Source organism: Streptomyces sp. NPDC004629 (genome assembly GCF_042873595.1).
GTDB lineage: Bacteria > Actinomycetota > Actinomycetes > Streptomycetales > Streptomycetaceae > Streptomyces.
Map to the genome: position 1 here is coordinate 95753 of NZ_JBIALO010000013.1, position 19644 is coordinate 115396.

The 19644-nt window shown below is 71.2% G+C and carries 20 protein-coding genes, 5 tRNA genes and 2 pseudogenes; 8 read left to right on the forward strand and 19 right to left on the reverse strand.

Translation table 11 applies throughout. The features are described 5' to 3' along the window. Positions 1-45: 45 nt before the first annotated feature. Both ACFYTE_RS21315 and ACFYTE_RS21320 read left to right on the forward strand, forming a co-directional pair. A pseudogene (locus ACFYTE_RS21315) lies at positions 46-1229 on the forward strand (ATP-binding protein); the annotation flags it as partial. A gap of 7 nt (positions 1230-1236) precedes the next feature. Next, positions 1237-1580: pseudogene (locus ACFYTE_RS21320) on the forward strand (tetratricopeptide repeat protein); the annotation flags it as partial. Between the two features lie 149 nt (positions 1581-1729). Here the strand turns inward: ACFYTE_RS21320 and ACFYTE_RS21325 are convergent. Next, a complete protein-coding gene (locus ACFYTE_RS21325; protein WP_388712490.1) occupies positions 1730-3520 on the reverse strand; it encodes a DAK2 domain-containing protein in 1791 nt (596 codons plus the stop codon). 256 nt (positions 3521-3776) lie between these two features. Here ACFYTE_RS21325 and rpmB point away from each other — a divergent pair, with 256 nt between their 5' ends. After that, positions 3777-3962 carry a 50S ribosomal protein L28 gene (rpmB, locus tag ACFYTE_RS21330; RefSeq protein ID WP_003993230.1) on the forward strand — a complete coding sequence of 62 codons (186 nt, stop codon included), beginning with the start codon at positions 3777-3779 and terminating at the stop codon, positions 3960-3962. A 186-nt stretch (positions 3963-4148) separates the two neighbouring features. Here the strand turns inward: rpmB and thiD are convergent, their stop codons facing one another. Continuing rightward, entirely contained in the window at positions 4149-4943 is a 795-nt protein-coding gene (gene thiD / locus ACFYTE_RS21335) for a bifunctional hydroxymethylpyrimidine kinase/phosphomethylpyrimidine kinase (RefSeq protein ID WP_388712494.1), read from the reverse strand. After that, positions 4940-5905 (reverse strand): thiamine-phosphate kinase, encoded by a 966-nt coding sequence (locus ACFYTE_RS21340; RefSeq protein ID WP_388712496.1) that lies wholly within the window; start codon positions 5903-5905, stop codon positions 4940-4942. Before ACFYTE_RS21340 ends, thiD begins: the two co-directional genes overlap by 4 nt. Positions 5906-6111: 206 nt before the next feature. Between ACFYTE_RS21340 and ACFYTE_RS21345 the strand changes: the two genes are divergently transcribed. Both ACFYTE_RS21345 and ACFYTE_RS21350 read left to right on the forward strand, forming a co-directional pair. Continuing rightward, a complete protein-coding gene (locus ACFYTE_RS21345; RefSeq protein ID WP_030952852.1) occupies positions 6112-6345 on the forward strand; it encodes an Lrp/AsnC family transcriptional regulator in 234 nt (77 codons plus the stop codon). Positions 6346-6365: 20 nt separating this feature from the next. Next, complete coding sequence (locus ACFYTE_RS21350) at positions 6366-6881, forward strand: DUF3515 domain-containing protein (protein WP_388712500.1); 516 nt, start codon at positions 6366-6368, stop codon at positions 6879-6881. 121 nt (positions 6882-7002) lie between these two features. Here ACFYTE_RS21350 and ACFYTE_RS21355 read toward each other — a convergent pair whose 3' ends face one another. The 3 genes from ACFYTE_RS21355 to ACFYTE_RS21365 form a co-directional block, all read right to left on the reverse strand. Further along, positions 7003-8160, reverse strand: a complete 1158-nt coding sequence (locus tag ACFYTE_RS21355) for a D-alanine--D-alanine ligase family protein (protein WP_388712503.1) — start codon at positions 8158-8160, stop codon at positions 7003-7005. An 82-nt stretch (positions 8161-8242) separates the two neighbouring features. Beyond that, the gene (locus tag ACFYTE_RS21360) at positions 8243-9253 is read right to left on the reverse strand and encodes an NAD(P)H-dependent glycerol-3-phosphate dehydrogenase (protein WP_388712506.1); all 1011 of its coding nucleotides are present in this window, start codon (positions 9251-9253) and stop codon (positions 8243-8245) included. Continuing rightward, positions 9250-10014, reverse strand: a complete 765-nt coding sequence (locus ACFYTE_RS21365; protein WP_388712509.1) for a lysophospholipid acyltransferase family protein — start codon at positions 10012-10014, stop codon at positions 9250-9252. Before ACFYTE_RS21365 ends, ACFYTE_RS21360 begins: the two co-directional genes overlap by 4 nt. A gap of 144 nt (positions 10015-10158) precedes the next feature. On the opposite strand from ACFYTE_RS21365, the gene cofC reads away from it, so the two are divergent. Both cofC and ACFYTE_RS21375 read left to right on the forward strand, forming a co-directional pair. Further along, the gene (gene cofC, locus ACFYTE_RS21370; RefSeq protein WP_388712512.1) at positions 10159-10797 is read left to right on the forward strand and encodes a 2-phospho-L-lactate guanylyltransferase; all 639 of its coding nucleotides are present in this window, start codon (positions 10159-10161) and stop codon (positions 10795-10797) included. A gap of 9 nt (positions 10798-10806) precedes the next feature. Further along, the gene (locus tag ACFYTE_RS21375; RefSeq protein ID WP_388712515.1) at positions 10807-11019 is read left to right on the forward strand and encodes a hypothetical protein; all 213 of its coding nucleotides are present in this window, start codon (positions 10807-10809) and stop codon (positions 11017-11019) included. Positions 11020-11138: 119 nt separating this feature from the next. On the opposite strand, the gene ACFYTE_RS21380 is transcribed toward ACFYTE_RS21375, so the two are convergent. From ACFYTE_RS21380 to leuC, 4 genes are all read right to left on the reverse strand, one after another. Further along, positions 11139-11777, reverse strand: a complete 639-nt coding sequence (locus tag ACFYTE_RS21380) for an HU family DNA-binding protein (protein ID WP_388712518.1) — start codon at positions 11775-11777, stop codon at positions 11139-11141. Positions 11778-11914: 137 nt separating this feature from the next. Further along, a complete protein-coding gene (locus tag ACFYTE_RS21385; RefSeq protein WP_351735582.1) occupies positions 11915-12145 on the reverse strand; it encodes a hypothetical protein in 231 nt (76 codons plus the stop codon). A gap of 264 nt (positions 12146-12409) precedes the next feature. After that, the gene (gene leuD, locus ACFYTE_RS21390) at positions 12410-13003 is read right to left on the reverse strand and encodes a 3-isopropylmalate dehydratase small subunit (RefSeq protein WP_388712521.1); all 594 of its coding nucleotides are present in this window, start codon (positions 13001-13003) and stop codon (positions 12410-12412) included. A 5-nt stretch (positions 13004-13008) separates the two neighbouring features. Next, on the reverse strand, positions 13009-14439 hold the full coding sequence (gene leuC / locus ACFYTE_RS21395) for a 3-isopropylmalate dehydratase large subunit (protein WP_388712524.1): 1431 nt from the start codon (positions 14437-14439) through the stop codon (positions 13009-13011). A gap of 190 nt (positions 14440-14629) precedes the next feature. On the opposite strand from leuC, the gene ndgR reads away from it, so the two are divergent. Beyond that, positions 14630-15346, forward strand: coding sequence for an IclR family transcriptional regulator NdgR (gene ndgR / locus ACFYTE_RS21400; RefSeq protein ID WP_351735576.1), 717 nt, complete (start codon positions 14630-14632; stop codon positions 15344-15346). A 261-nt stretch (positions 15347-15607) separates the two neighbouring features. Here the strand turns inward: ndgR and ACFYTE_RS21405 are convergent. The 9 genes from ACFYTE_RS21405 to ACFYTE_RS21445 all read right to left on the reverse strand — a co-directional run bounded on the left by ACFYTE_RS21405 (position 15608) and on the right by ACFYTE_RS21445 (position 19607). Next, positions 15608-15680, reverse strand: a tRNA-Glu gene (locus ACFYTE_RS21405). A 28-nt stretch (positions 15681-15708) separates the two neighbouring features. Next, positions 15709-15780 (reverse strand) — tRNA-Gln (locus ACFYTE_RS21410). A gap of 22 nt (positions 15781-15802) precedes the next feature. After that, positions 15803-15875, reverse strand: a tRNA-Glu gene (locus ACFYTE_RS21415). A 27-nt stretch (positions 15876-15902) separates the two neighbouring features. Further along, positions 15903-15975 (reverse strand) — tRNA-Glu (locus tag ACFYTE_RS21420). 39 nt (positions 15976-16014) lie between these two features. Continuing rightward, a tRNA-Gln gene (locus tag ACFYTE_RS21425) sits at positions 16015-16086 on the reverse strand. A gap of 90 nt (positions 16087-16176) precedes the next feature. Next, on the reverse strand, positions 16177-16908 hold the full coding sequence (locus tag ACFYTE_RS21430; RefSeq protein ID WP_388712528.1) for an HAD family hydrolase: 732 nt from the start codon (positions 16906-16908) through the stop codon (positions 16177-16179). A gap of 53 nt (positions 16909-16961) precedes the next feature. Beyond that, positions 16962-18446: a glutamate--tRNA ligase gene (gene gltX / locus ACFYTE_RS21435; RefSeq protein WP_388712531.1), complete on the reverse strand. Its 1485-nt coding sequence runs from the start codon at positions 18444-18446 to the stop codon at positions 16962-16964. Further along, positions 18430-19215 carry a fumarylacetoacetate hydrolase family protein gene (locus ACFYTE_RS21440; protein ID WP_388712534.1) on the reverse strand — a complete coding sequence of 262 codons (786 nt, stop codon included), beginning with the start codon at positions 19213-19215 and terminating at the stop codon, positions 18430-18432. The genes gltX and ACFYTE_RS21440 overlap by 17 nt, the downstream gene beginning before the upstream one ends. A 203-nt stretch (positions 19216-19418) precedes the next feature. Further along, positions 19419-19607: a hypothetical protein gene (locus tag ACFYTE_RS21445; protein WP_388712537.1), complete on the reverse strand. Its 189-nt coding sequence runs from the start codon at positions 19605-19607 to the stop codon at positions 19419-19421. Positions 19608-19644: the final 37 nt, after the last annotated feature.

Genomic DNA, 19644 nt, shown 5'->3' on the forward strand with positions numbered 1-19644 from the left:
CCCGACCCCGCGCCGTCGCCAAGTCCCCCCGCCGGCGCTGCGACGATGGGCTCCCAGACCTCACAGCAGTCCCAGGCATCCCCATCACCTCATACGTTCCAGGTCGACCTGCCGTGGACGCCATCACGGTCCGGCGGGCCGAACAGCCCGGCGCCCCGGCCCGGGTGCGGCTGCACGCCGACGGCCACACCCTGCGGGTGGAGGACACCGGCGTCGGGCTCACCGAGTCGGACTTGCACGCCCTGCTGGCGACGATCGGCCGCAGCTCCAAGCGGGCGGACGGCCTTCAGGAGGCCCGCTCGGACTTCCTCGGCCAGTTCGGCATCGGGCTGCTCGCCTGCTTCCTGGTCGCCGAACGCATCCGTGTGGTCAGCCGCAGCGCCCGCACCCCCGGCGCCCCGCCCGTGGAGTGGACCGCGCGCGACGACGGTTCGTACACGGTGCGGAACCCTGCCGGACGCCGAGCGGCCCGAACCGGGCACCACCGTCCACCGGTGGCGCGGCCGGGCCGGTGCCTGGCTCGCGCCCGAGCGGGTCCGCGCGCCGGCACGGGATTTCGCCCCGATCGACTCCATCGACCTGGACGTGCCGCTGGCCGGCGTCCGCGGGGTGGCGTACGTGCTGCCGGCGGCGCTCAGCCCCGCCCAGCGGGCGACGCACCGGGTGCATCTGAAGGGGATGCTGCTCACCGAGCGCGCCGAACAGCTGCTGCCCGACTGGGAGTTCCTCGTGCGCTGCGTGCTGGACACGGACAGCCTGCGGCCCACCGCCTCGCGGGAATCGCGCTAAGAGGACGAGACCCTCGCCGCCGTGCGGGAGGCGCTCGGCGAGCGGATCCGCTCCTGGCTGACCGGACTGGCTGCGAACGACCCGGAGCGGCTCGCCGTCTTCCTGTCCGTGCACCACCTCGGTGTGAAGTCCCTGGCGCCGCGCAGGGCATCGGCGTGGTCAACGGCGGCTACACGTACGACAGCGAACTGGTGCAGGCCCTCCCGTCGGTGCGCCCGGACACGGTGGTCGCCGAACTGGACGCGGACACCGTGACCGCCCACCTGGACCCGGTCGACCCGGCCGAGGAACTGGCCCTGTCCGGGTTCCTGGCCGCCGCCCGCGCACGGCTGGACCCGCCGGGCTGCGACGTGGTCCTGCGCGCCTTCCACCCGCTGTCCGTGCCCGCGCTGCACCTGGACGACCGGGCGGCCCGGCACGAACAGGCCCGCGCCGAGGCCGGGGGGCATCCCGCTCGCCGTCGTCGAAGCGCTCGGACACCAGCTGAAGATCTACAACTACAGCTCCGAGAAGGACAAGATGTTCGTCCCGTTCGCGCGGCTGCTGCGCATGTGGGACGAGCGCCCGGAGCACTTCGACGCGTACGAGACCCACTCCCTGCACTGGGTCTTCAAGTGGACGTCGGCCGGCATGCTGAACCAGCCGCACATCCCGCTCGCCTCCGTCGCGAACAGGCCGTGCGTGCGGCCGAGTTCAGTGTCGCCGCGCACATCGGCGACCTGGACCGCGCCGAAGGGGCGTACGCGGCGTGGCCGGCCGCCGACCGGGACGACATGGCCGACTGCCACGCGTACGGTGCTGGAGGCGTACGCGGGGGCCGACGAGGCGGACCGGACGGTACGGGAGCGGCGGGCGGAGGCGGTCCAGATGCCGGACCTCGCGACCCGGCGGGAGGAGGACTGACGTCCGGCGGCCGCGCATCACCTGGCGTGGCCCCGCGTCACTCCACGCCGACCAGGAGCAGTGCTCCCTGCCGCCCTCCCCGGTAGACGACCGTGTCGACGGCCAGGTACGACTCGCGCACGCGTGCCTCCAGCCGGTCGGCGACCTCGGGGGGCGCGTCGTCGCCGAGGACGATGGTGACGAGTTCCCCGCCGGCCTGGAGCATGCGGTCCAGGACGGCCTCGGCGGTGGCGGTGACGTCCGAGCCGATCACCGCGACGTCGCCCTCGATGAGGCCGAGGACGTCACCGGCCTGGCAGATGCCGGCCATGGTCCAGGACTGCCGTTCGGCGACCGTGACCTCGGCGTAGCGGGTGGCGCCCGCGGCGGAGGTCATCTGGACGACGTCCTCGTCGAAGCGGCGCTCCGGCTCGTGCACGGCGAGCGCGGCGATCCCCTGGACCGCCGAGCGCGTCGGGATGAGGGCGACCCGGACGCCCTCGGCGCGTGCCTGTTCGGCCGCCGCGGCCGCGGTGTGCCGCAGTTCGGCGTCGTTGGGCAGGAGCACGACCTCGCGCGCGTGGGCCCGCCGTACCGCCTCGACCAGCTCGCCGCTCGCGGGCGGCTCACCGGGGCGGGCGAGCACGGTGGTGGCGCCGGCCTCGGTGTACAGCCCGGCCAGGCCCTCGCCGGGCACGACCGCGACGACGGCCCGCTGCGCCCGCTCCCGGGGCGGCAGCGCGCCGCCGCGGGTGTGGACGTCGCCACGGCCGAAGTGGGTGATCCGGATCCGGTACGGCCGCCCGGCCTCGACGCCCGCCTCCACCGCGGCACCCGCGTCGTCGACGTGCACATGGACGTTCCACAGCCCGTCGCCCCCGACCACGACGAGGGAGTCACCGAGACCGTCGAGCCGGTCCCGCAGCCGGTCCACGGCGGCGTCGTCGGCCTCCAGCAGGAAGATCACCTCGTAGCCGGGGCCGCCCGGCTCCGCCCCGCCGTGGCACCCGGCGTCCTCGGCACCGGCGGCCCCCGGCCCGTGCGCCGGTGCGGCGGGCCTCTCCGGGTCCGTGCCGGGCGCCACGCGCGCGTACGCCCCGCGTACCGGGACCACGGCGCCCGGTGCCTCCCCCGTGAACGTCTCCACCAGGGCGGCGAGCACCGCCACCAGGCCCCGGCCGCCCGCGTCGACCACCCCGGCCCGCTCCAGGACGGCCAGCTGCCCCGGGGTCGCCGCCAGGGCCGTGCACGCGCCCGCGTAGGCGGCCCGCGCCACCGCCCCGCAGCCGCCCTCGACGTCCCCGGCCGCTTCCGCCGCGGCCGAGGCGACCGAGAGCACGGTCCCCTCGACCGGATGGGCCACGGCCCGGCGGGCGGAGTCGGCGGCATGCCGCAGGGCGAGCCGCAGCTCGGGCCCGTCGATGTGAGCCGTCCCACCTGGACCGCCTGCACCACCCGTCCCACCCGAGCCGCCCGGACCACCCGTCCCGTCCGGGCCGGTGCCTGCGGTGAGCACCTGCGCCATGCCGCGCAGCAGCTGCGCGAGGATCGTCCCGGAGTTCCCGCGGGCCCCGATCAGGGCGCCGTGCGCCATGGCGTGCAGGGCCTCGGCCGGCGACGGCGCGGCGCCCTCCCCGGCGCCCGCCTCGTACCCGTCGAAGACCGCCTCGACCGCGGCGGCGGCCGACTCCAGCGTCAGGTACAGGTTCGTCCCCGTGTCCCCGTCCGCCACCGGGTAGACGTTGATCGCGTCGATCTCCTCCCGGGCCCGTCCCAGCGCCCGGAGCGCGTGACCGCACCAGCTGCGCACCGCGAGAGCATCGAAGAATGTCTGCGGCACCTGCGCCACCTGCGCCTCCCTGAGCCGGCCGGACGTGGCCGCAGCGTAGACCCCGGGCCCCCGCGGACCCGGGCAGGGCCGCGCACGGGCCCTGAGCTGCCATGGTAGTTTCGTGGCACGGGTGCAGCCGTTGTATGCTGCTCCGGTTGCCCGATCCTGATCGGGCCATTCCCCTGGCAACGCCACTCAAGATCTCGGATCCTAGATCTCGATCCCGGCATGCCGGGATCAACCGTAAGTGCATCTGAAGTCTTTGGAGTGACCCGTGGCTGCCAACTGCGACGTCTGCGGCAAGGGGCCGGGCTTCGGCAACAACATCTCGCACTCGCACCGCCGTACGTCCCGTCGCTGGAACCCGAACATCCAGCGTGTGCGTACCGTGGTCGGCGGGACGCCGAAGCGCGTGAACGCCTGCACCTCGTGCATCAAGGCCGGCAAGGTCTCGCGCTGACGCACTGCTGAGCGCGCGGCCATCGTCGGTTCGCCGCATCGAGCCGGTCCACTTCCGGGTGGGCCGGCTTTTTGCCGTGTCCGTACGTGGTCCGTGCGTTGTCCGTGCGTTGTCCGTACGTCGAGGTTGTCGCACCGGTGACCCGGAACACCGGTGACGCCTGCCCGCGGGCGCCCGCGCGGGCCCTCAGCCCTGCCGCAGGCGCCACCCGTGGTCCACGGGACCGATCCCGTCGCCCAGTGCGAACCCGCCCGCGATGGCCCCGGTGACGTACTCCTTGGCCGCGGCGACCGCCTCCGGCACGGACCGGCCCTGCGCCAGCCCCACGGCGATCGCGGACGCCAGCGTGCAGCCGGTGCCGTGCGTGTGCCGGTTGTCGAGCCGGGGCGCCCGCAGCCAGTGCTCCCGTGAACCGTCCGTGAGCAGGTCCACGGCGTCCCCGGGCAGATGCCCGCCCTTGATCAGCACCCAGGCCGGCCCGTACGCCAGCAGGGCGGCGGCGGCCTCACGCATCCCGGACTCCGACGCGACGCGCACGCCGGTGAGTTGGGCGACCTCGTCGAGGTTCGGGGTGACCACCGTCGCCACCGGCAGCAGCGCCGTGCGCACCGAGTCCAGGGCCGTGGCGGCCAGCAGCGGGTCGCCGTGCTTGGAGACACCCACCGGGTCCACGACCGCCGGCGCGTCCGTCCCGCCGATCAACTTGGCGACTGTCTCGACGAGTTCGGCGGAGGCCAGCATCCCGGTCTTCACGGCCTGGACGCCGATGTCGTCCACGACGCTGCGGTACTGGGCCCGCACCGCCGCCGCCGGCAGTTCCCAGGCGCCCTGCACCCCGAGCGAGTTCTGCGCGGTGACCGCGGTGATCACGCTCATGCCGTGTGCCCCCAGCGCCAGCATGGTCTTCAGGTCGGCCTGGATGCCCGCGCCCCCGCCGGAGTCGGAGCCGGCGACCGTCAGCACCCTCGGTAGCGGGCTCATGACTCGATGCCCCCGAAGTGGTCCCAGCCGCCCTTGCTGGTCCAGGGCGCCCCGTCGACCGTGACCTGCGGCAGCGCCGAGGGGTTGAGGACCTCGCCGATCACCTTCCAGCGGGCCGGCAGCTTCACGTCCGGCGGGAAGGTCGCCACGATCGCATGGTCCTCGCCGCCCGTCAGCACCCACTGGAGCGGGTCGACGCCGACGGCCTGCCCGATGTCGTTCATCTGGGAGGGGATGTCGATGGCGCCGGACCGGATGTCGATGCGGACCTTGCTGGCCTCCGCGATGTGCCCGAGGTCGGCGATCAGCCCGTCGCTGACGTCGCACATCGCGGTCGCGCCCAGCCCCGCGGCGGCCGGGCCCGCATGGTAGGGCGGCTCGGGGCGCCGATGGGCCTCGACGAAGGCGCGCGGCGAGCGGAAACCCCGGGAGAGCACCGCGTACCCGGCGGCGGACCAGCCCAGCCAGCCGGTGACCGCGACGAGGTCGCCGGGCTGCGCACCCGCCCGGGTCACGGGCTCCTGGTTGCGCAGATCGCCGAGCGCGGTGATCGACACCATGATCGTGTCACCGCGCACCACATCGCCGCCGACCACCGAGGCGCCGGCGACCTGGCACTCGTCGCGCAGTCCGTCCATCAGCTCGCTGGGCCAGGTGACCGGGAGTTCGGCGGGCACGACCAGGCCGAGCAGCAGGGCGGTGGGTACGGCGCCCATGGCCGCGATGTCGGCGAGGTTCTGCGCGGCCGCCTTGCGCCCCACGTCGTACGCCGTCGACCAGTCGCGGCGGAAGTGCCGTCCCTCCAGCAGGATGTCGGTGCTCGCCACCACCCTGCGGTCGGGCGCGGCGACCACCGCGGCGTCGTCGCCGGGCCCCACCCGGACCGCCGGGGTCGTCGTCAGACGGGAGGTGAGCTCCCTGATGAGCCCGAATTCCCCCAGCTCACCAACAGTGCCCTTCATTTCCCTTTCGCCCCTTCTGTGCCTGTCCGCGCCCGCTCGCGCTCCATCGTCGTCCTCGATACGGTCGAGACGGCCGTCAACTTCCGTCGTGCCTGCACCCCGGCGCGCGGTCCCCGCTCTCCACAGGTCTCCCCGCGGCGAGCGGCGACGCGATACCGTGGCGTTCCTTTTCCCCACATGATCCTCGTGGCCGCCCTGGAGGTTCCGTGGTACAGGCGTACATCCTGATCCAGACGGAGGTCGGCAAGGCGTCGACCGTCGCCGAAACGATCAGCAAGCTCCCTGGAGTGATCCAGGCCGAGGACGTGACGGGACCTTATGACGTCATCGTGCGCGCACAAGCGGACACCGTGGACGATCTGGGCCGCATGGTGGTCGCCAAAGTCCAGCAAGTGGACGGCATCACCCGCACCCTGACCTGCCCGGTCGTCCATCTGTAGCCCCCGTCTACCCTTGGCCGGTGAACATCTTCCGTCACCGGCTCCTCGGTCTGCCCGCGCTGGCCCTGCTGATCTCCCTCGCGGGCTGCTCCTCAGCAGACGACGACGCCACCGTCGCGGTTCCCAGCCCGGACCCGAAGACGGCCGGGTTGTGTCAGAACCTGGACAAGGCGCTGCCACGGACGCTGGACGGACGGAGCCGCAACGACCCCGAGCCCCGGTCCTCCTTCACGGCGGGCTGGGGAAGCCCGGCGATCATACTGCGCTGCGGTGTCACCCGGCCGCCGAAGATGACCGACCCCGCGGTCGCGAAGGGCGACGATCCCGACGCGATCAGCGGCGGCGTGAACGGCGTCGACTGGCTGATGGAGAAGCAGTCCGACGGCACGATGCGGTTCACCACGGCCAACCGTGAGGCCTATGTGCAGCTGACCCTGCCGAAACAGGACGCCGACCGGTCGAGTTCAGCGGTACTGGTAGCCCTGGCCCCACCCGTCAAGAAGACGATCCCCAAGGGAATCGCCTCGATGACCTGACCAACCGCGCCCCAAAGGGGCGCGGGGCCCTGTCGACATGCGGCTCCGCCGCGCGGGCGCGCCCAGCCACCACGGAGCCGCACACGATAGACAACGCGAACCGGCCGAGCCCGCGGAGCGCTCAGCGCAGACCCGTAGAGCGCCGCAGAGCGGCCCGCACCAGCAGGTCCACCAGTTCGGGATAGCTGATCCCGGATGCCTGCCACATCTGCGGGTACATCGAGATCGGCGTGAAGCCGGGCATCGTGTTGATCTCGTTGATCACGAACTCGCCGTCCTCGGTGAGGAAGAAGTCCGCGCGGACCAGCCCCTCGCAGGAGGCCGCCTCGAAGGCCGCCACGGCGAGCCGCCGCACCTCGGCGGTCTCCTCCTCGGTCAGCGGCGCGGGCACGATGCCGGGTGTGGAGTCGATGTACTTGGCCTCGAAGTCGTAGTACGCGTGCGCGTCCGGCGGCGGGATCTCGGCCGGTACGGAGGCCCGCGGCCCGTCCTCGAACTCCAGCACCCCGCACTCGATCTCGCGGCCCCGCAGCGCGGCCTCGACCAGGATCTTCGGGTCGTGCTCCTGGGCCTCGGCGATCGCCTCGTCCAGCCCGGACAGGTCGTCGACCTTGGTGATGCCGATCGACGACCCCGCGCGCGCGGGCTTCACGAACAGCGGCCAGCCGTGCTCCCCGGCGAAGTCGACGATCCGGCCGCGGGCGGCGGACTCGTCCCGCGCCCACTCCCGCGGCCGGATCACCAGGTACGGGCCGACCTTGAGCCCGAAGGAGGTGAAGACCCGCTTCATGTACTCCTTGTCCTGACCGACGGCCGAGGCGAGCACACCCGAACCCACATACGGCACACCGGACAGTTCCAGGAGCCCCTGGAGGGTGCCGTCCTCGCCGTACGGGCCGTGCAGCACCGGGAAGACCACGTCGACCTCGCCCAGTGCCTTCGGCACGGAGCCCGGCTCGCTGTAGACGACCTCGCGGTTGCCGGGGTCGACGGGGAGGACCACGGCGCCCTCGCTCGACTCGGCGAGTTCTTCGACGTCGGGCGTGCGCCGTTCGGCGATGGCCATGCGTTCCGGGGCGTCCGCGGTGAGCACCCAACGCCCGTCCCGCGTGATGCCGATCGGCAGCACGTCGTACTTGGTGCGGTCGATGGCGCGCAGTACGGCGCCCGCGGTGACCATGGAGATCCCGTGTTCGGAGCTGCGTCCGCCGAACACGACGGCCACACGCGGCTTGCGAGGCTGCTGCCCGGGGCTCTGGGGGAAGTTCTCGGTGCTCATATCGCGTTGAGAGTACCCGTTGGTAGAGGTCGCATACAGCGTCGACCCCGAAGGCAAACGGACCAAATACGGCCCGGTTCGCTCAGCTTCGTTCGGGTTTGGCGCTGCGCGACATCAGTTCCTTGAGGGCCACCACCGGCGGCTTGCCCTCGTGCACGATGCCGACGACCGTCTCCGTGATGGGCATGTCGACGCCGTGCCGGCGGGCCAGATCGAGCACGGACTCGCAGGACTTGACGCCTTCGGCGGTCTGGCTCGTGACCGCGATGGTCTCCTCCAGGGTCATGCCCCTGCCGAGGTTGGTGCCGAAGGTGTGGTTGCGGGACAGCGGCGAGGAGCAGGTGGCCACCAGGTCGCCGAGGCCCGCGAGTCCGGAGAAGGTCAGCGGGTCGGCGCCCAGCGCCGTGCCGAGCCGGGTGGTCTCCGCGAGCCCGCGCGTGATCAGCGAACCCTTGGCGTTGTCGCCGAGTCCCATGCCGTCGGCGATGCCCACGGCCAAGCCGATGACGTTCTTCACGGCGCCGCCCAGCTCGCAGCCCACCACGTCCGTGTTGGTGTACGGACGGAAGTACGGCGTGTGGCAGTGGGCCTGGAGCCGCCGGGCCACCGCCTCGTCGGTGCAGGCGACGACGGCCGCCGCGGGCATCCGGGCGGCGATCTCACGGGCCAGGTTGGGGCCGGTGACCACGGCGATCCGGTCGTGGCCGACCTTGGCGACGTCCTCGATCACCTCGCTCATCCGCATCGTGGAGCCGAGTTCCACGCCCTTCATGAGGGACACGAGGACCGTGTCGGGCGCGAGCAGCGGGACCCAGGCGGCGAGGTTCTCGCGCAGCGTCTGCGAGGGCACCGACAGGACCGTGAAGTCGGCGCCCGCGGCGGCCTCGGCGGGATCGACGGTGGCCCGCAGGTTCGCGGGCAGCTCGACACCGGGGAAGTAGTCGGGGTTGGTCCGTGTGGAGTTGATCGCCTCCGCGACCTCCGGGCGCCGGGCCCACAGGGTGACCTCGCACCCCGAGTCGGCCAGCACCATCCCGAACGCCGTGCCCCATGAACCGGCGCTGAAGACCGCCGCCTTGACAGGCTCGCTCACTTGCCGCCGTCCCCTTCCTGACCGGTCTGCGTCCGCGTCCTGCGCCGCTGCTCGATCCGCTCCCGGCGCGGATCGTACGGCGTATCGGGCGCCTGCTCGCCGCGGATCTCCTCCAGCTGGCGGGTGATGGCGGCCATGATGACCTCGGTGGCCTCCTTGAGGACGTCCGCGGTCATCTCCAGGCCGTAGAAGCGCGACAGGTCCACCGGCGGGCCCGCGAGCACGTGGTGCGTCTTGCGCGGCAGGAGGTTCGGCTTCTTGGCATACGGCGGAAGCAGTTCGTTGCAGCCCCACTGGGCGACGGGCACGACCGGGCACTTGGTCTGCAGGGCCACGCGCGCGGCACCGGTCTTGCCCGTCATGGGCCAGCCGTCCGGGTCGCGGGTGAGGGTGCCCTCCGGGTAGAAGGCGACGCACTCGCCGCGCTCCACCGCGTCGATCGCGGCCCGGAAGGCGCTGAGCGCGTCGGTGCTCTCCCGGTACACGGGGATCTGCCCGGTGCCACGCATCGCGGCGCCGACGAATCCCTTCTTGAAAAGACCGCTCTTCGCCAGGAATCGCGGCACCCGTCCGGTGTTGTACTGATAGTGCGCGTACCCGAGGGGGTCGATGTGGGAATTATGGTTCACCGCGGTGATAAATCCGCCCTCGGCCGGAATGTGCTCCATTCCACGCCAGTCCCGCTTGATCAGAACCACCAGCGGCGGTTTGCAGATCACCGCGGCGAAGCGGTACCAGAAGCCGATTCTGCGGCGGGACACTCGTCCACCTTCCTCTAGAGCCTGGGGAGCCGGACAAGTGTCGCTCCAGGCCGCCGGTCTGTCGAGAACACCGTACGCCCCGCCACCCGGGCCACCGGATGACCCGGGTGACAATGAGCGCGACGAGAGAGGGACGGTACGTCGGTGCAGTGGACCTTGGTCATCCCCCTGAAGCCCTTGGCGCTGGCCAAGAGCAGGCTCTCGGACACCGCCGCCGACGGGCTGCGTCCGGGGCTGGCCCTGGCGTTCGCGCAGGACACGGTGGCGGCGGCGCTGGCCTGTGCGGCGGTGCGGGATGTGGCAGTCGTCACGGACGACGCGCTGGCCGGCCCGGAGCTCGCGGCGCTGGGCGCCCGCATCGTCCCGGACGAGCCGGGCGACGGTCTGAACGCCGCCCTGGCGCATGCCGCGGGAGTCGTCCGGTCGGCCCGCCCGAAAGCCCCGGTGGCGGCGCTGAACGCCGATCTGCCGGCCCTGCGCCCGCCGGAATTGGCCCGGGTGCTTGCGGCCGCTGCGGAATTCCCGCGTGCCTTTCTCCCCGATGCCGCCGGAATCGGCACGACGCTGCTGGCGGCGGCCCCGGGCCGGGAATTGCGCCCGGCTTTCGGCGGCGATTCCCGCGCCCGGCACGGTGCGTCGGGCGCGGTGGAACTCCGGCTGGACGCGGTGGACTCGGTACGGCAGGACGTGGACACCGGCGACGATCTGCGCGCGGCGCTGGCGCTCGGCGTGGGCCCGCGCACCGCGGCGGCGACCGCGCGTCTGCTGATCCCCGGACAGTAGGCTGCCGCCATGCAGGCGACCGCGTACACGTACGACCCCGAGACCCGCAGCGGGCAGGTGCTGCTGGACGACGGCACCCCGGTGCCCTTCGACGCGCCGGCGTTCGACGCGGGCGGGCTGCGGCTGCTGCGGCCGGGACAGCGGGTGCGGATCGAGACGGAACCGACGGCCGGCACCGGCCCCGGCCTGCGGATCACCCTGGTGACCCTGCAAACGCTGTGAACGCCGCGACCGCCGTGAACGCCGAATGGGGCGCCGCGAACGCCGAGAAGCGCCCGAAACGCGCCGCGGGCCGGACTCCCGAGGGAGTCCGGCCCGGCGTGTGAGTGCCCCGGGTGCCCTTACGCCTTGCGGGCGGTGGCCTTCTTGGCGGTCGTCTTGCGACCCGCCGACTTCTTGGCCGGAGCCTTCTTCGCGGGGGCCTTCTTGGCCGTCGCCTTCTTGGCGGTGGCCTTCTTCGCCGTGGTCTTCTTGGCGGCCGCCGTGGTCTTCTTGGCGGTCGTCTTCTTCGCCGTGGCCTTCTTGGCGGCCGGCGTGACCTTCTTCGCCGTCGTCTTCTTCACCGCGGCCTTCTTCGCCGCTGCCGCGCCCTTCTTGGCGGCGGTCTTCTTGGCGGCGGCCTTCTTGACCGTCGCGGAAGGACCGCCGGTCAGGCTGCCCTTGGGCGCCTTCTTGACCGAGACCTCGCCACCGCGCGGGAGCTTCTTCGAGCCGCTCACCAGGTCCTTGAAGCCCTGACCGGCACGGAAGCGCGGCACCGAGGTCTTCTTGACCCGAACCCGCTCGCCCGTCTGGGGGTTACGGGCGTAGCGGGCGGGGCGGTCCACCTTCTCGAAGGACCCGAAGCCGGTGACCGAGACCCGCTCGCCCGCGACGACCGCGCGGACGATGGCGTCCAGGACATGATCGACAGCATCGGCGGCCTGCTGGCGGCCACCCATCTTGTCGGCAATCGCTTCTACGAGCTGCGCCTTGTTCACGTCTTCCCCTTCGGAGACATCGCCAGAACGAAAGTGATCTAGCTTTTTCGCACGTTAGGCAGATATATACCGCAAATCAAACACGAAACGGGCTAATCACCCTTGTGCCGCAACGGACTCGGTCCTCTCGGACTTGTTCAGCGCTCCTCTTCGGGGAATCGCCCCGCGTCGAGGTCCGCGGTGAACCGGTCGAGCCGCCTTGCCGCATCGGCGAGATCGTGCTTGGCCGCGGCCGTAATGACCAGCAGCTTCCGGGTCAGCGCCATCCGTACGCCCTCCGGGACTTGCAGTGCGCGCACCCTTGTGTGCGCTTCCTTCAGTTGGTCCGCGACCGCCGCATAGAGCTGGAGTTGGCCGTCGTGTTCCATGCACAGATTGTGCCATCTGGGGCGAGTTGTCGCCTGCCCAGGGGGCAACTGCCGCCGCTGAAGCCTCTCCGGACGCCGGCGCCCTCCGTCGCCTCGTCGGACGTCTACCCCGCTGATCACCCACGTAACGTGGGGAGTTGGGAGACGGACGGGGGCGGGCCCGAGCCGTTCGGGCGCAGACATGGCTGTACCCCCAATCGTGGCGATCAGGGGTACAGAGGGGGTGTTGGTGTGGCCGAATCTCGACCTGTCGGGCCGGTTGGCTCAGACCTTCAGCGTCCGAGGCTTGTGGGCGGGCCGCTTCGCCTCGTACGCGGCGATGTCGGCCTCGTTCTGGAGGGTGATGGAGATGTCGTCCAGTCCGTTCAGCAGCCGCCAGCGGGAGTTCTCGTCCAGCTCGAAGGAGGCGGTGATGCCCTCGGCGCGCACCTCACGTGCCTCAAGGTCCACAGTGACCTCAGCAGTGGCGTCCTTCTCGGTCAGCTCCCACAGCGCGTCCACGATCTTCTGCTCCAGGACCACTGTGAGCAGGCCGTTCTTCAGCGAGTTGCCGCGGAAGATGTCGGCGAACCGGGCGGAGACCACCGCCTTGAAGCCGTAGTTCTGCAGCGCCCAGACGGCATGCTCACGGGACGAGCCGGTGCCGAAGTCGGGGCCGGCGACCAGCACGGTCGCACCCTGCCGCTCGGGCCGGTTGAGGACGAACTGCGGGTCCTTGCGCCAGGCCTCGAACAGCCCGTCCTCGAATCCGTCCCGCGTCACCTTCTTCAGCCAGTGGGCGGGGATGATCTGGTCGGTGTCGACGTTGCTGCGGCGCAGCGGGACGGCCCGGCCGGTGTGCGTGGTGAATGCTTCCATGGCTCTCAGACTCCAGCGGGCGTACGGGTGTCGGCGTCGGACAGGTCGGTGGGGGACGCGAGGTGGCCCAGGACCGCCGTAGCGGCCGCGACCTGCGGCGACACCAGATGGGTACGGCCGCCCTTGCCCTGCCGGCCCTCGAAGTTGCGGTTGGAGGTGGACGCGGAGCGCTCACCCGGGGCGAGCTGGTCGGGGTTCATGCCCAGACACATCGAGCAGCCTGCGTGCCGCCATTCGGCGCCGGCCTCCTTGAAGACCACGTCCAGGCCCTCGGAAACGGCCTGCAGACCGACCCGCGCGGAGCCCGGGACGACCAGCATCCGTACGCCGTCGGCGACTTTGCGGTCCTTGATGATGCCGGCGGCGGCGCGCAGGTCCTCGATGCGGCCGTTGGTGCACGATCCTACGAAGACGGTGTCCACCCGGATGGAACGCAGCGCCTGTCCGGCCTCCAACCCCATGTATTCCAGGGCCTTTTCGGCGGCCAACCGCTCCGAGGCGTCTTCGTACGAAGCCGGGTCGGGGACCGCCGACGAAAGCGGCGCGCCCTGGCCGGGGTTGGTGCCCCAGGTGACGAACGGCGAGAGCTCGTCGGCCTTGATGACCACCTCGGCGTCGAAGACCGCGTCCTCGTCCGTGCGCAGCGTCTTCCAGTACTCCACCGCGGCGTCCCAGTCGGCGCCCTCGGGGGCGTGCGGGCGGCCCTTGAGGTAGGCGAAGGTGGTCTCGTCGGGGGCGATCATGCCGGCGCGGGCGCCGGCCTCGATCGACATGTTGCAGATGGTCATCCGGGCTTCCATCGAGAGCTTCTCGATGGCGGAGCCGCGGTACTCCAGGATGTAACCCTGGCCGCCGCCGGTGCCGATCTTCGCGATGATCGCCAGGATCAGGTCCTTGGCGGTGACGCCCCCGGGCAGTTCGCCCTCGACCGTGATCGCCATGGTCTTCGGGCGGGCCAGGGGCAGCGTCTGGGTGGCCAGCACGTGCTCCACCTGGGAGGTGCCGATGCCGAACGCCAGCGCGCCGAAGGCGCCGTGCGTGGAGGTGTGGGAGTCGCCGCAGACGACCGTCGTACCGGGCTGGGTCAGACCCAGCTGGGGGCCGACCACGTGCACCACGCCCTGCTCGACATCACCCAGCGGGTGCAGCCGCACCCCGAACTCGGCGCAGTTCTTGCGCAGGGTCTCCAGCTGGACACGGGAGACCGGGTCGGCGATGGGCTTGTCGATGTCGAGGGTCGGGGTGTTGTGGTCCTCGGTCGCGATGGTGAGGTCGAGGCGGCGCACCCGGCGGCCGTTCTGCCTCAGACCGTCGAAGGCCTGCGGGCTGGTCACCTCGTGCAGCAGGTGCAGATCGATGAAGAGGAGGTCGGGCTCGCCCTCGGCGCGCCGGACGACGTGGTCGTCCCAGACCTTCTCCGCGAGTGTCCTACCCATCGCTTTCCCTCCGGCCGGCAGTGCTGCACCGGCCCAACTAGAGATTTCTCAGGAAACGGCGCCCGCGCCCCTGTTCCCCGGGCGTCCGCCGCCAAGCCCGTCGGTCCGCGGGCCACTGTGTCTTCCAGGGTGGCGCGTTCCACCGAAAATTGAACTTGCGTTTCACAGAGTGAGACGCGAGTATCGTTTCATGGACAACAGTAGCGGCGTCGGCGTTCTGGACAAGGCGGCCCTCGTCCTGAGCGCTCTGGAGTCCGGTCCGGCCACCCTCGCGGGTCTGGTCGGGGCCACCGGACTGGCACGACCCACGGCCCACCGGCTGGCCGTGGCGCTGGAACACCACCGCATGGTGGCACGCGACATGCAGGGCCGTTTCATTCTCGGGCCGCGCCTGGCCGAGCTGGCCGCGGCGGCGGGCGAGGACCGCCTGCTGGCGACGGCGGGCCCGGTGCTCACGCACCTGCGGGACATCACCGGCGAGAGCGCGCAGCTCTACCGGCGCCAGGGCGACATGCGCATCTGTGTGGCCGCCGCGGAACGGCTGTCCGGGCTGCGGGACACGGTCCCGGTCGGCTCCACGCTCACCATGAAGGCGGGCTCGTCCGCGCAGATCCTGCTCGCCTGGGAGGAGCCCGAGCGGCTGCACCGCGGTCTGCAGGGCGCGCGCTTCACCGCGACGGCTCTGTCCGGCGTGCGGCGCCGCGGCTGGGCCCAGTCGATCGGCGAGCGCGAGCCGGGTGTGGCGTCCGTCTCCGCGCCGGTGCGCGGCCCCTCGAACCGCGTCGTGGCGGCCGTGTCCGTCTCCGGCCCCATCGAACGACTCACCCGGCACCCGGGCCGGATGCACGCCCAGGCCATCATCGACGCCGCCGCCCGGCTCTCCGAGGCCCTGCGCCGCTCGGGCTGAGCACGAGCCGGAACGTACCCCGTCGGGAAAGATCAGCCTCAACGCCGCGGCAGCCCGCCCCGACGGGCCCCCGCCCCACCCCAGGGGCGCGGGGAACTGCGCAACCAACCACCCACGACCCGCAAGCCACCCCAGACCGCACAACACCCCACCCCAGGGGCGCGGGGAACTGCGCAATCAACCACCCACGACCCGCAAGCCGAGCAACAAAAATGGCCCCCCACCTCAGCGCATCGGCTAAGGCGAAGAGCCATCGTCCCGTACCCCCGACCGGATTCGAACCGGCGCTACCGCCTTGAGAGGGCGGCGTGCTAGGCCGCTACACAACGGGGGCGAGGATCATGCGTTTCCGCAGATCCGAGCTGGTCTACCTGGACTCGAACCAAGACTAACTGAACCAGAATCAGTCGTGCTGCCAATTACACCATAGACCAATGATGGTTTAGACCAGTTCAGTACCCCCGACCGGATTCGAACCGGCGCTACCGCCTTGAGAGGGCGGCGTGCTAGGCCGCTACACAACGGGGGCCCTAGCATCCCGAGAGGATCGGGACCGTACCCCCGACCGGATTCGAACCGGCGCTACTGCCTTGAGAGGGCAGCGTGCTAGGCCGCTACACAACGGGGGCTTGCGGATGAGATCCGCGGATGCAGATGAGCTCTGCGAGCTGGCCTACCTGGACTCGAACCAAGACTAACTGAACCAGAATCAGTCGTGCTGCCAATTACACCATAGGCCACCGGAACGCAAGCCCCTGAGGGGATTTTGTTCTAGCTGTGCGCCCAGTTCCCTGGCCTTCCGGCCCGCTCACCGCGGCGCAGGAAGAACATTACCCGAAGGTGGACGGGGCTCCAAAACGGGTATCCGCGCGGACGATCGCGGGAAGTTCGGCCAGCGAGGAGATCCGGTGGGCCGAAGCGACGGCCGCGGCGACGGCCGGCACCCCGCCCCGGTCGATCCACACGGACAGCAACCCGGCCTCGGCCGCACCCAGTCCGTCGATCTCCGGATGGTCGCCGACGTACGCCACCTGGTGCGGTGGCAGTTCCAGGGCCGCGCAGGCCGCCAGGAACGCCTCCGGGGCGGGCTTGGAGACGCCGAGTTCCGCCGCGCACAGCACCGTCTCGAACCGGTCGCGCACCCCGAGGGCGCGCAGCTTGTGCTCCTGGACGTGGACGCTCGAATTGGACAGCACGGCGTGCCGGTGGCTCCCGGCGAGGGCGTCGAGGACGGGCAGTACGTCGGGGAACAGACTCCAGGCGTCTTCGTAGTGCGCGATGTAACGCCGAAACCATGCCTCGGCCTCGTCGTCGGTCAGCTCCGCCCCCAGGAAGTCCCGCACCCGGTCCCGGCGCTGCTCCTCGAAGCCGACCTCGCCGGCCCCGAACCGCGCCCACTGCCGGTCGGTGATCTCCCGCCAGCGCGCGAGGGCCTGTTCCACGCCGTCGTACGCGTACAGCAGGCCCTCCGCCGCCAGGTGGGCCCGCATGCCGGCCCGGTCGGCGGAGGTGTAGTCGAAAAGGGTGTCGTCGACGTCCCAGACCACGGCTCGGATGCTCATGGGCCGACGGTAGCGCGCGGCCGGGCCGCGCGCCGCCGTCATGCGCCGTGCCGTTATGCCGTGAGCCGTGCCAGGGCCGCGTCGATGCGGGCCAGCGTCCGCTCCTTGCCCAGCACTTGCAGGGACTCGAACAAGGGCAGGCCGACCGTGCGGCCGGTGACCGCGACCCGCACCGGGGCCTGGGCCTTGCCCAGCTTGAGACCGTGGGCCTCGCCGGCCGCGAGGACGGCCTCCTTCAGCGAGTCCGGGGAGGTCCAGTCGGCGGACTCCAGCTTCTCGCGAGCCGTGCGGAGCAAGGCGTCGGAGCCCTCCTTCATCGCCTTCGCCCAGCTCGCCTCGTCGAGGACCGGCTCCGGCAGGAACAGGAAGTCGACGTTGTCCGTGATCTCCGACAGGACCTTCAGACGGGTCTGCGCGTGCGGGGCGACGGCCTGCCACTTCGTCTCGTCGAAGTCCTCGGGCGCCCAGGGCGCGAACGGGGCCTGGAGCCAGGGGCGGCAGCGCTCCGTGAAGTCCTTCACGTCCAGCAGCCGGATGTGGTCGGCGTTGATGGCCTCGCACTTCTTCAGGTCGAAGCGGGCCGGGTTGGGGTTCACGTCGGCGATGTCGAAGGCCGCGACCATCTCGTCGACGGTGAAGATGTCCTGGTCGGCGGAGAGCGACCAGCCGAGCAGGGAGAGGTAGTTGAGCAGCCCCTCGGGGAGGAAGCCGCGCTCCCGGTAGAGGTTCAGGGACGACTGCGGGTCCCGCTTGGAGAGCTTCTTGTTGCCCTCCCCCATCACATACGGCAGATGGCCGAACTCCGGGATGCCCTTGGCGATGCCCAGCTCGATCAGGGCCTTGTAGAGGGCGATCTGGCGGGGGGTGGAGGAGAGCAGATCCTCGCCGCGCAGGACGTGGGTGATCTCCATGAGGGCGTCGTCGACCGGGTTGACCAGCGTGTACAGCGGGGCGCCGTTGGCGCGGACGATGCCGTAGTCGGGCACGTTCTCCGGGGTGAAGGTCAGCTCGCCGCGGACCAGGTCGGTGAAGGTGATCGTCTCGTCCGGCATGCGGAAGCGGACGATCGGGGTGCGGCCCTGGGCCTGGTACGCCTCGATCTGCGCGGCGGTCAGGTCGCGGCAGTGGCCGTCGTAACCGGAGGGCCGGCCGGCCGCGCGGGCCGCCTCACGGCGGGTGTCCAGCTCCTCCTGGGAGCAGTAGCAGCGGTAGGCGTGGCCGGCGTCGAGGAGCTTGGCCGCGACGTCCTGGTAGAGGCCCATGCGCTGCGACTGGCGGTACGGCGCGTGCGGGCCGCCGACCTCCGGGCCCTCGTCCCAGTCGAAGCCCAGCCAGCGCATCGCGTCGAGCAGCTGGGCGTAGGACTCCTCGGAGTCCCGGGCCGCGTCGGTGTCCTCGATGCGGAAGACGAGCGTGCCCTGGTGGTGCCGGGCGAACGCCCAGTTGAACAGGGCGGTGCGGACCAGGCCCACATGGGGGTTACCGGTGGGCGAGGGGCAGAAACGGACGCGTACGGGTGCGCTAGCCACGCTTGACAACCTTGTTGGTGAGAGTGCCGATGCCTTCGATGGTGACGGCGACCTCGTCGCCGACGTGGAGGGGGCCGACCCCAGCGGGGGTGCCGGTGAGGATCACATCGCCGGGGAGCAGCGTCATGGCCTCGGTGATGTTGACGATCAGGTCCTCGATGGGGTGGATCATCTCGCTCGTGCGGCCCAGCTGGCGCTGTTCGCCGTTGACGGTGAGCTGGAGGGTGAGGTCGTTCGCGCGCTCCAGGTCCAGATCGGTCTCCACCCAGGGGCCGAGCGGGCAGGAGGTGTCGAAGCCCTTGGCCCTGGCCCACTGCTTCTCGCGCCGCTGGACGTCACGGGCGGTGATGTCGTTGGCGCAGGTGTAACCGAAGATCACGTCCTTGACGCGGTCGCGCGGGACCTCGCGGCACATCCGGCCGATGACCACCGCCAGCTCGGCCTCGTGGTGCACTTCCGTGGAGAACGACGGGTACTGGATCTCGTCGCCGGAGCCGATCACCGAGGTGGACGGCTTGAAGAAGGCGAACGGGGCGTCGGGCACCGCGTTGCCCAGTTCCTTCGCGTGCTCCGCGTAGTTGCGGCCGAAGGCCACGACCTTGTTGGGGAGCACCGGCGGGAGCAGCCGGACCTTGCTCAGCGGGACCTTGGTCCCGGACAGCTCGTGGTCCGCGAACGGGATGCCCTTGATGATGTCGAGGACGAGTTCGTCCTGCTTGTCGCCCTCGACCGCGCCGAAGGCGACGTTCCCGTCGATGGAGAACCTGGCGATGCGCACGGGATGCTTGCGCCCCTTAACTCGGAAGACCCGCGTCGGCTTGCGACCGGCTGGATGTCGGCTGGAGTCTGACGCTCCAGGCTAACGCGGCAGGGGGGCCGCAACCTCGCGGATTACCGGGCACGACGAAGGGCGCCACTTCGGAAAGTGGCGCCCGTGCCGTCCGGCGGGCCGTGCCGCGCGGTGCGCGGCCCCTGCGCGTACTACTCCGCGGGGGTGGCCGCGGCCGGGATCTCCATGAGGACCGTGCGCCGCGGGTTGGCGGTCTGGGCGGGCAGGTCGAGGGAGTGCTCCGGCTGCTCCGGTGCCCGCAGCCCGTCGGCGTCGTCGAGGTGGGCGAGAGTGGTGCGACGCGGGTTGGCTATGGTGCGGAACATCAGCGTGGTCTTCACGGCGGTAGGAACCCTGTCCTGTGTGGGTTGGCAGATA

Bases quoted from the DNA above. Each gene is read 5' to 3' on its own strand.
- thiD (WP_388712494.1), bottom strand. From the start codon at position 4,943: ATGAGCCCGCTACCGAGGGTGCTGACGGTCGCCGGCTCCGACTCCGGC.
- ACFYTE_RS21340 (WP_388712496.1), bottom strand. From the start codon at position 5,905: ATGAAGGGCACTGTTGGTGAGCTGGGGGAATTCGGGCTCATCAGGGAG.
- ACFYTE_RS21355 (WP_388712503.1), bottom strand. From the start codon at position 8,160: ATGAGCACCGAGAACTTCCCCCAGAGCCCCGGGCAGCAGCCTCGCAAG.
- ACFYTE_RS21375 (WP_388712515.1), top strand. From the start codon at position 10,807: ATGCAGGCGACCGCGTACACGTACGACCCCGAGACCCGCAGCGGGCAG.
- ACFYTE_RS21385 (WP_351735582.1), bottom strand. From the start codon at position 12,145: ATGGAACACGACGGCCAACTCCAGCTCTATGCGGCGGTCGCGGACCAA.
- leuD (WP_388712521.1), bottom strand. From the start codon at position 13,003: ATGGAAGCATTCACCACGCACACCGGCCGGGCCGTCCCGCTGCGCCGC.
- leuC (WP_388712524.1), bottom strand. From the start codon at position 14,439: ATGGGTAGGACACTCGCGGAGAAGGTCTGGGACGACCACGTCGTCCGG.
- ndgR (WP_351735576.1), top strand. From the start codon at position 14,630: ATGGACAACAGTAGCGGCGTCGGCGTTCTGGACAAGGCGGCCCTCGTC.
- ACFYTE_RS21430 (WP_388712528.1), bottom strand. From the start codon at position 16,908: ATGAGCATCCGAGCCGTGGTCTGGGACGTCGACGACACCCTTTTCGAC.